The organism is Phenylobacterium sp. (genome assembly GCF_028290885.1).
Lineage (GTDB): Bacteria > Pseudomonadota > Alphaproteobacteria > Caulobacterales > Caulobacteraceae > Phenylobacterium.
This window is the reverse complement of sequence record NZ_JAQGIZ010000128.1, coordinates 1-7,920: the sequence shown is the minus strand read 5'-3', so window position 1 is coordinate 7,920 and position 7,920 is coordinate 1. Positions and strand designations below refer to the sequence as shown.

At 67.4% G+C, this 7,920-nt stretch carries 12 protein-coding genes, 1 tRNA gene and 1 pseudogene; 2 read left to right on the top strand and 12 right to left on the bottom strand.

The features are described from left to right. The 3 genes from JWP28_RS08795 to rplJ form a co-directional block, all read right to left on the bottom strand. The coding region (locus tag JWP28_RS08795) for a hypothetical protein (RefSeq protein WP_299542132.1) at positions 1–337 on the bottom strand (337 nt) is incomplete at its 3' end. 604 nt (positions 338–941) lie between these two features. Continuing rightward, positions 942–1,325, bottom strand: coding sequence for a 50S ribosomal protein L7/L12 (gene rplL / locus JWP28_RS08790; RefSeq protein ID WP_299542130.1), 384 nt, complete (start codon positions 1,323–1,325; stop codon positions 942–944). A gap of 45 nt (positions 1,326–1,370) precedes the next feature. Continuing rightward, positions 1,371–1,886, bottom strand: a complete 516-nt coding sequence (gene rplJ, locus JWP28_RS08785) for a 50S ribosomal protein L10 (RefSeq protein WP_299542128.1) — start codon at positions 1,884–1,886, stop codon at positions 1,371–1,373. Positions 1,887–2,237: 351 nt separating this feature from the next. Here rplJ and JWP28_RS08780 point away from each other — a divergent pair, with 351 nt between their 5' ends. Beyond that, positions 2,238–2,627, top strand: a complete 390-nt coding sequence (locus tag JWP28_RS08780; protein ID WP_299542126.1) for a hypothetical protein — start codon at positions 2,238–2,240, stop codon at positions 2,625–2,627. A 537-nt stretch (positions 2,628–3,164) separates the two neighbouring features. On the opposite strand, the gene JWP28_RS08775 is transcribed toward JWP28_RS08780, so the two are convergent. From JWP28_RS08775 to JWP28_RS08750, 6 genes are all read right to left on the bottom strand, one after another. Further along, complete coding sequence (locus JWP28_RS08775) at positions 3,165–3,686, bottom strand: GNAT family N-acetyltransferase (protein WP_299542124.1); 522 nt, start codon at positions 3,684–3,686, stop codon at positions 3,165–3,167. Between the two features lie 74 nt (positions 3,687–3,760). Then, the gene (gene rplA, locus JWP28_RS08770) at positions 3,761–4,447 is read right to left on the bottom strand and encodes a 50S ribosomal protein L1 (protein WP_299542122.1); all 687 of its coding nucleotides are present in this window, start codon (positions 4,445–4,447) and stop codon (positions 3,761–3,763) included. Between the two features lie 3 nt (positions 4,448–4,450). Further along, positions 4,451–4,882, bottom strand: a complete 432-nt coding sequence (gene rplK, locus JWP28_RS08765; RefSeq protein WP_299542120.1) for a 50S ribosomal protein L11 — start codon at positions 4,880–4,882, stop codon at positions 4,451–4,453. Positions 4,883–5,149: 267 nt separating this feature from the next. Beyond that, entirely contained in the window at positions 5,150–5,719 is a 570-nt protein-coding gene (gene nusG, locus JWP28_RS08760) for a transcription termination/antitermination protein NusG (RefSeq protein ID WP_299542118.1), read from the bottom strand. A gap of 9 nt (positions 5,720–5,728) precedes the next feature. Further along, positions 5,729–6,034, bottom strand: coding sequence for a preprotein translocase subunit SecE (gene secE / locus JWP28_RS08755; protein ID WP_299542116.1), 306 nt, complete (start codon positions 6,032–6,034; stop codon positions 5,729–5,731). Positions 6,035–6,103: 69 nt separating this feature from the next. Continuing rightward, positions 6,104–6,179: transfer RNA gene (locus JWP28_RS08750), tRNA-Trp, on the bottom strand. Positions 6,180–6,349: 170 nt separating this feature from the next. On the opposite strand from JWP28_RS08750, the gene JWP28_RS08745 reads away from it, so the two are divergent. Beyond that, complete coding sequence (locus tag JWP28_RS08745) at positions 6,350–6,550, top strand: hypothetical protein (protein WP_299542134.1); 201 nt, start codon at positions 6,350–6,352, stop codon at positions 6,548–6,550. Here JWP28_RS08745 and JWP28_RS08740 read toward each other — a convergent pair. The 3 genes and pseudogenes from JWP28_RS08740 to tuf form a co-directional block, all read right to left on the bottom strand. After that, positions 6,547–6,894, bottom strand: a complete 348-nt coding sequence (locus JWP28_RS08740) for a metalloregulator ArsR/SmtB family transcription factor (protein WP_299542114.1) — start codon at positions 6,892–6,894, stop codon at positions 6,547–6,549. The genes JWP28_RS08745 and JWP28_RS08740 overlap by 4 nt on opposite strands. Continuing rightward, on the bottom strand, positions 6,894–7,526 hold the full coding sequence (locus JWP28_RS08735; RefSeq protein ID WP_299542112.1) for an SRPBCC family protein: 633 nt from the start codon (positions 7,524–7,526) through the stop codon (positions 6,894–6,896). The genes JWP28_RS08740 and JWP28_RS08735 overlap by 1 nt, the downstream gene beginning before the upstream one ends. A gap of 266 nt (positions 7,527–7,792) precedes the next feature. Then, positions 7,793–7,920 (bottom strand): annotated as a pseudogene (gene tuf / locus JWP28_RS08730) (elongation factor Tu); the annotation flags it as partial.

Here is a 7,920-nt window from a genome sequence, read left to right as displayed (position 1 = left end):
CGTCGGTCTCGAACACGATCAGGCGCAGCTTGACCTTCAGCGGCGCGGCGTAGGTCATGTCGCGCTGGACGCATTCCTCGACGTCGTACTTCGGCTCTTCGAACTCGTAGGAGACGTACTCGAGCACCGCGCGCTCGTTGAAGTCCTTGATCGGGAAGACGGACTTGAAGACCGCCTCGATGCCTTCGTCCTTGCGGTCGGGCGAGCGGGTCTCGCGCTGCAGGAACTGTTCGTAGGAGGAGCGCTGAACCTCGATCAGGTTCGGCATCTGCACGGCTTCAGGTATGCGGCCGAACGACTTGCGGATCCGCTTCTTGCCGGTGAAGGATTGCGCCATGTTTGTCCCTTGAGGACGCGGGAACGGACTCCCGGCGTCGGTCATTGATGTCCTGCGTCCACCCTCAACCTCCCCTTGCGGGAAAGCCGGACGCTGGAAGGCTCCCCGTTTCGTCGGGAGCGCCCCTTCGCATGGTCGGAGGGCGACGGACCATGCCTCGGGACATTTGACGCGCGAAGCCCAACTCACGAGAGCGCATACGTGCGCGTCACGGGAATCGGGGAATGTCGCGAAGAGGCAGCAGATAGGACTTTTCGGGCGCGGATGGAAGCCCCCCTGCAAAAGAAAATAGCGCGGCCTCGGCGGAAATCCGGCGCCGTCCCTTTTTCACGATCCGCTGCCCGACCGGGACCCTTGCTGACTTCGATCGCCTGCGCTGGTTGCGCGTCAAATTCAATCTGCGGATCCGGGCCCGTGTTCCCGGCCGATCGAGGCGAGCGGTCAGGCTTCCAGCGGCTCGGGCGCATAGAAAAAGGGCCGGAGATCGCTCTCCGGCCCTCGATCGCTTTGCAGCAGGCGGACCCGCGCCCCGCCATTCCGCATCGCGGAATGGCGAATCTTTCTTAGCGAGCGCGACGGCCGCCCTAGGCTGTCTCGCTCTGGCCTACTTGATGGTGACGGAGGCGCCGGCTTCTTCCAGCTTCTTCTTCACTTCTTCGGCTTCCTGCTTGGAGACGTTTTCCTTGACGTTCTGCGGGGCGCCTTCGACCAGGTCCTTGGCTTCCTTCAGGCCGAGGTCCGGACGGACCGAGCGGACTTCCTTGATCACGTTGATCTTCTTGTCGCCACCGGCGGTCAGGACAACGGTGAACTCGGTCTGCTCTTCAGCCGCCTCGACGGGAGCGGCGGCGGCGCCACCGGCGGCGGCCACGGCCACCGGAGCGGCGGCGGAGACGCCCCACTTGTCTTCCAAGAGCTTGGAGAGCTCGGAGGCTTCCAGGACGGTCAGGGTCGAGAGTTCGTCGACCAGCTTTTCGAGATTAGCCATGGGATGGGTTCCTTTGAGGTTCGATGTGTCTTGCGAAATTGACGATCAGGCGGCGTCTTTGGCGGCGTAGGCGCCGAAGACACGCGCGAGCTGGCCCGCCGGAGCCTGCAGGACGCCGGCGATCTTGGTCGCGGGCGCCTGGATGAGGCCGATGAGCTTGGCGCGGAGCTGGTCGAGCGACGGCAGCCGCGCGAGCGCGGCGATCGAGGCCTTGTCCAGCACCTGTTGACCCATGAGGCCGCCGACAACGGTGAACTTCTCGTTGTCCTTGGCGTACTGGGTCGCGACCTTGGCGGCGGAGACCGGGTCCGGGGCGTAGGCGATCGCGACGGGGCCCTTGAAGAGGGCTTCGCCCGCTTCGCCGACCGACCCGTCGAGGGCCTTCTGCACCAGAGTGTTCTTCACCACCTTCAGCTGGGCGCCTTCCTGACGAAGACGGCCCCGCAGATCGGTCATTTCCGCAACGGTCAGACCCAGGTAGTGGGTCACGACCACGGCGCCGGCGCCGTCGAACACGCCCTTGAGCGTCTCGATGGCTTCCTGCTTTTGAGCGCGGTCCATTGCGGTCTCCAACTTACGGTTCGACGCGCGCGAAAGTGCATGCGCCGGTCAGTCAACCTGTCCGAAAGAGAAGCCGCAGCCTCGCGCCCATCGCGGGTAGCGATGCGCGGAAACCTCATCTTCCCGTCTCCCTGCGGCTGAGGACGGGCTCGTCCTCACGTTCCGGCCCCGGGTGACCCCCTGGGCTACGCAGTTCTTGGACAGGATGGGGCGCGGATGGTCGTGCGCCCCGTCCTTCGCAACCCCGAAAGGCGGCGAAAACTCTAAGAGCGGGGGGCTTTACAGGAAGAGCGGCAGAAACTCAACTGGCGGCCCGGAAAAGCGGCCAGAAGAGCCTCAACGCGGCTGACCATGCGTGTCCTCCTTATCGCCGCCCTGGCCGCAGCCCTGATTGGTCTGGTGCTAACCTGTGGGCTCGCCCTGGCCGAAGACGCGCTCGACGCGGCGCCGATGACCTGGCGCGGCGTGCAGCTCGGCGGCGAACAGGTCTTCGAGGGCGACTTCACCACCAACTTCGAGACCAGCGTCTTCCGTCCCGACGGGGCGACCAAGGCCGAGCCCCTGTGGCTTGCGGGCTGGGAGGACCGCCCTGGCGACAACGGCGGCCTTACGCGCCGCTACCACATCCGCTTCGTCGGCCGGCGCACGGTGGAGTCCGGCCGCTACGGCGGCCTGGGCGTCTACAGGCACGAGGTGCTGATCACGCGCCTGATCTCGGCGCGGGTGCTGATCGGGCCGTGAGGCTGCTCAACCGGGGGGAACATAGCGGCCGGGCGGAATGTTGGGCGGATGCGGATGGGGGTGCGATACGCTGCGTGAAGGGATCGACCATGAGCCTCCTTCCAAGATCACTCGCAATCACCGCCGCCCTCTCGGTCCTGACAGCCAGCGGGGCGCTGGCCGCTCCCCCTAGCGGCGCAGCTTCGCCGCCCAGCGCGCCAGCGGCGACATCGGCCCCGATGGCGCCAGCGGCGACCTCGGCGCCGAATTCGCGCAACACCAGCGCTACGACCAGCTCGACACCCACGACCACGCGCGGGCCAGCCCAGACGGGGCAGCCCAACCAAAGCTGCGGAAGCGCCACGGCGCCGAACACTCCTGGCGCGGCCGCCTCCGCGCCCGGCTCTGCGTTCAACCCCAGCGGTCAAGCCGGCTCCGTCTACGCCGGCCAACAGCCGCAGAATTCGCGCAACACCGCCTCGGTGTCGCAGTACGACTCCGCCTGCGCTCACCAGAGGTAGCCTGAGGCAGGCCGATCCTGGGCCCGCCGCCGCGGGCTCAGCGTTCGCTCGCCTCGGCCCGGAACCGCAGGATCAGGCCGTTCCAGCGGGCGTCGTCCTGGTCCCGCTCCTCGACCTGGCCGCCGGCCAGCAGCGCCGCCACGCGGCGCCAGAAGGCCTGCGCGCCGGTGTTGCGGCGCGCGACCGCCAGCTCCCAGAGGCCCGGACGGGCGCCGATAATCGCCAGGGCGGCCGCCTGCCCCACCCCGCTGCGCCGGTGTTTGCGGGCGACGAAGAACTCGGCGATCTGGAAATCCAGGGGCAAGCCTGAGTGGGAATAGGCGTTGACCATCGCGAACCCGGCCAGGCGGCCATCGGCCCGGATCAGCAGGACCTCGTGCCGGGGCTCGTTCCAATAGTTGTCCAGCAGGCCGTATTCCTCCAGCCGCCCGTCCTCGCCCAGCTCGCCCTCGGGGCGATCGAACCATTGCTCCGAGAAGTCGTGCGCATAGAGCTGGAAGAGGTTGACCAGCGTCCGGCGTTTTTCGCGGCCGGCGGGTTCAAGCGTGACCTCGGCCATTGGCGAGCTCCTCGCACGAAAAAGGGGAGCCGCGTCGCTGCGGCTCCCCTGATTTCTAGCCTATTGGAAGGCCCTTAGGAGCCGGCCGTAGCCGTGTCCACCTTGAAGCCCGGGCCCATCGTCGAGGAGAGGCTGATCTTCTTGATGTAGATACCCTTGGCGCCCGAGGGCTTGGCCTTGTTCAGCGCATCGACCAGCGCCTTCACATTGGCCAGCAGGGCGTCCTCGGTGAAGCTCGCCTTACCGATGCCGGCGTGGATGATGCCGGTCTTTTCGGTGCGGAACTCGATGGCCCCGCCCTTGGCGTCCTTCACGGCCTGGGCCACGTTCGGCGTGACCGTGCCGACGCGGGGGTTCGGCATCAGGCCGCGCGGGCCCAGCACCTTACCCAGGCGGCCGACCAGGGCCATCATGTCGGGGGTGGCGATCACCCGGTCGAAGTCCATGAAGCCGCCCTGGATACGCTCCACCAGGTCCTCGGCGCCGACGATGTCGGCTCCCGCGGCGGTGGCTTCGGCGGCCTTGGCGTCCTTGGCGATGACGGCGACGCGGACGTCGCGGCCGGTGCCGGAGGGCAGGCTGACCACGCCGCGGACCTGCTGGTCGGCGTGGCGCGGGTCGACGCCCAGGTTGACGGCGATCTCGACGCTCTCGTCGAACTTGGCCGTGGCGTTGGCCTTGACCAGCTTGACGGCTTCTTCGACCGGATGGGCGACGGTGCGGTCGCCGGTGAAGGCCTTGAGGCGCTTGGAAGTTGCCATGTCCTAGCGCTCCACGATCTCAAGACCCATCGAGCGGGCGGAGCCCTCGATGATCTTGGCGGCGGCCTCGACGTCGTTGGCGTTGAGGTCCTTCATCTTCTTCTCGGCGATGTCGCGTAGCTGGGTGCGGGTGATCTTGCCCGCCACCGACCGGCCCGGCTCCTTGGAGCCCGACTTCAGCCCGATCGCCTGCTTGATGTAGTAGCTCGCCGGCGGGGTCTTGGTGACGAAGGTGAAGCTCTTGTCCTGGTAGACGGTGATCACCGTCGGGAGCGGCGTGCCCTTCTGTTCCTTCTCGGTGCGGGCGTTGAATTCCTTGCAGAAGCCCATGATGTTGACGCCGCGCTGGCCCAACGCCGGCCCGATGGGCGGCGAAGGCGTCGCAGCGCCCGCGGGCACCTGCAGCTTGATATAGCCCAAGATCTTCTTGGCCATCGTTTCTCCTCATGGCTCCCCAGGAGCCGGTTGAGCCGTGGTGCGGGGTCACGGTGGCCGCCCCCTCCCACGGATTTGAAATTCGCAGGCACAAGCCCGGCGAAGCCGGCGGCATTATCAGTCAAAGCTGACAATCGCAACGAAAACCCGGCGAAGAGATCGGTCCACGAACCACACCAACGCGCACCGCGGGACAGCGAAGCTCCCGTTCGTGTGGCTCGTGTGGCTCGTGGATGAATCCTGACCCCGCATCCGCGGGGCCATGGCTCAGGACGTCTTTTCGACCTGGTTGTATTCCAGCTCGACCGGGGTGGCGCGGCCGAAGATGGAGACGGTGACCCGCAGGCGGGCGCGCTCCTCGTCGACCTGCTCCACCGAGCCGTTGAAGCTGGCGAACGGGCCGTCGGTGACGCGCACCTGTTCGCCGATCTCGAACTGGATCGTGGGCTTGGGCCGCTCGACGCCTTCCTCGATGGCGCCGATGATGCGGGCGACCTCCTTGTCGGAGACCGGCATCGGCTTGGAGCCGGAGCCCAGGAAGCCCGTCACCTTCGGGGTGTTCTTGATGAGGTGGTAGGCCTCGTCGGTGAGCTCCATCTTCACCAGCACATAGCCTGGGAAGAACTTGCGCTCGGCGTTGACCTTGCGGCCGCGGCGGATCTCGACGACGTCCTCGGTGGGCACCAGGATGTCGGAGAAGTTCTCTTCGAGCCCCTGCGTCCTGGCTTGCTCGCGGATGCTCTCGGCCACCTTCTTCTCGAAGTTCGAGTAGGCGTGGACGATGTACCACTTGTGGCGCGGGTTCGACGGGGCGGTGGTTTCTGCGGCTTCGGACATGTCTCTAACTTAACCCCCGCTGGCCAGCTTGAGTATCTGGTTGATGGTGAGGCTGACGCCCGCGTCCACCAGCCAGAAGAAGACCATGGCGACGACGACCATGATGCCGACCATCACCGAGGTGATCCAGGTCTCGCGGCGGGTCGTCCAGGTGATCTTGCGGGCCTCGGAGCGGACCTCGCGGGCGAACTGGGCGAGGCTGGTGCGCTTCTTGGGCGGCGCGAGCGTCGCGGCCGAGGGGCTCGCCATGACCGCGGCGGTCTTGGCGGCGCGGTTGCGGATTGCTGACGGGTTTGTGCCCGGTTTCCTGGCCATGGCGGCTTTCTTCGAACTCTCGCTTCTCGGGGCTGCGGACGTCGCGCCCCTATTCTCGCACATATAGGGTGGCAGGAGTGGAGGGACTCGAACCCCCGGCCCTCGGTTTTGGAGACCGATGCTCTACCAGCTGAGCTACACTCCTTCGGCCCCCGACAATGAAACAGCGCGCCGGAAGGCGGCAAGCCCTCGGCGCGCGCGGCTCATCGCCGGAGCCGGGTCGTTTAGCAGGGGCGCCTTGTCCGGGCAAGGCGGATCGGATGTCGCGCCCCGCTCGTTCCCAAGGGGCCGAACACCCGATCCGGAGCGCCTTCGATGCCCGACACCCAGCAACGCTACAACCGCGACGACGACCAGAAACCCGGCCGGCCGCCCCGGCCCGCCACCGAGCCCGCGGGCGCCGAGGGCTCGACCCGCACCGCCAAGACATTGACCGATCCGGGATCAGGCGAACCGGCGCCGGGCGCGCCGGCCCCGAACCGGTCGACCCACGATGAAACGGACAGCCACCGCTAGCTCGGCGGCCGCCCCACGCCGCCACGCCGCTTCTTGCCGCGCGCAACCTCGGTGGCGAGCGCCTCCAGGCGGGGACCCCAGAGCATGCGGAAGCGGTCGAGCCACGCGTCCACCTCCTGCATAGGGCCCGGTTCAATCGCATAGATTCGCCGCGGGCCGTCGATCCGCGCGGTGGCGAAGCCGGACTCGCGCAGCACCTTGAGGTGCTGGGAGACCGCCGACTGGGTGATGCCGAATTCCCGCTGCACGGCGGCCGTCACCTCGCCCGAGCTCGCCTCCCCGTCGGCCAGCAGCTCCAGGATCCGCCGCCGCACCGGATCGCCCAGGACGTCGAAGGCGTGCATCAGCCGCCCGTGTAGAACTTGGCGGTGGTCTCGGCGGCTGCCCGGGCCTTTGCCGGGTCTTCGCCATTGGCGATGTCGGCGGCGCACCAGCCCTCGGCGCTTCCGCGGATGAAGGCCTTGCCGTCGTCCGAGGCGGACCAGGCGGCGAACTCGTCCTTGTCCACGGCCGCCCCCCTAGCGGCCAGATGCAGGGCGAGGCCGATCAGCGTCAGGTCCCAGCCCACGCCGACCGCGCCGGGACCATAGGTGTCCCAATGGGGATCGATCGGCGCCAAGTGCTCAAGCGTCAGGTCGGTCCGTCCCTCGCCGGCCGCCGACAGCCGCACCTTGACCCAGCTCACGCCACCGCCGAACTCCCAGGTGACCGCCAGGCTGTGCGGCGGCTCGCATTCGGTGATGGTCCCGCCGGCGTTGCCCTCCAACTGGTACTTGCCGCCCAGCCTCAAGTCGCCGCTGACCGCCAGGAACCAGCGCGGGATGCGCTCGGCGCGGGTCAGGGCGTCCCACAGGTCGTCGACGTCGGTGTCGTAGCGACGCGAGGCCACCACCACGCGTACGGGCGTGCCCTCGTGCTGGCGATCCTCGACCCTGCGGACGACCGCGCCGATGAAGCCAGGGATGTCGATCTGCATGCGAGCCTCCGATAATTGAGAGGCCAGCTTGCAGTCATGGCTTATATTAGTCGAGTCTAAATTAAGGGATCAAAGAAAAGGCCGCCGGGGTTCGCCCGGCGGCCCTTCTGAACTCATCCCTCCTCTTTAGGGGAGGGACAGGCCGCGTAGCGGGCCAGGGTGGGGGAGTCGCGTTCAAGCTCCGGCGACCGAGCTTGGCCCACGCACCCCCACCCGTCCCGGGCTTCGCTCGGTCCACCCTCCCCTAAAGAGGAGGGATGGAAATCCTACTTGATGATCTTCGACACCACGCCGGAGCCGACCGTGCGGCCGCCCTCGCGGATGGCGAAGCGCAGGCCCTGGTCCATGGCGATCGGGGTGATCAGCTCGACGTTCAGCTCGGCGTTGTCGCCGG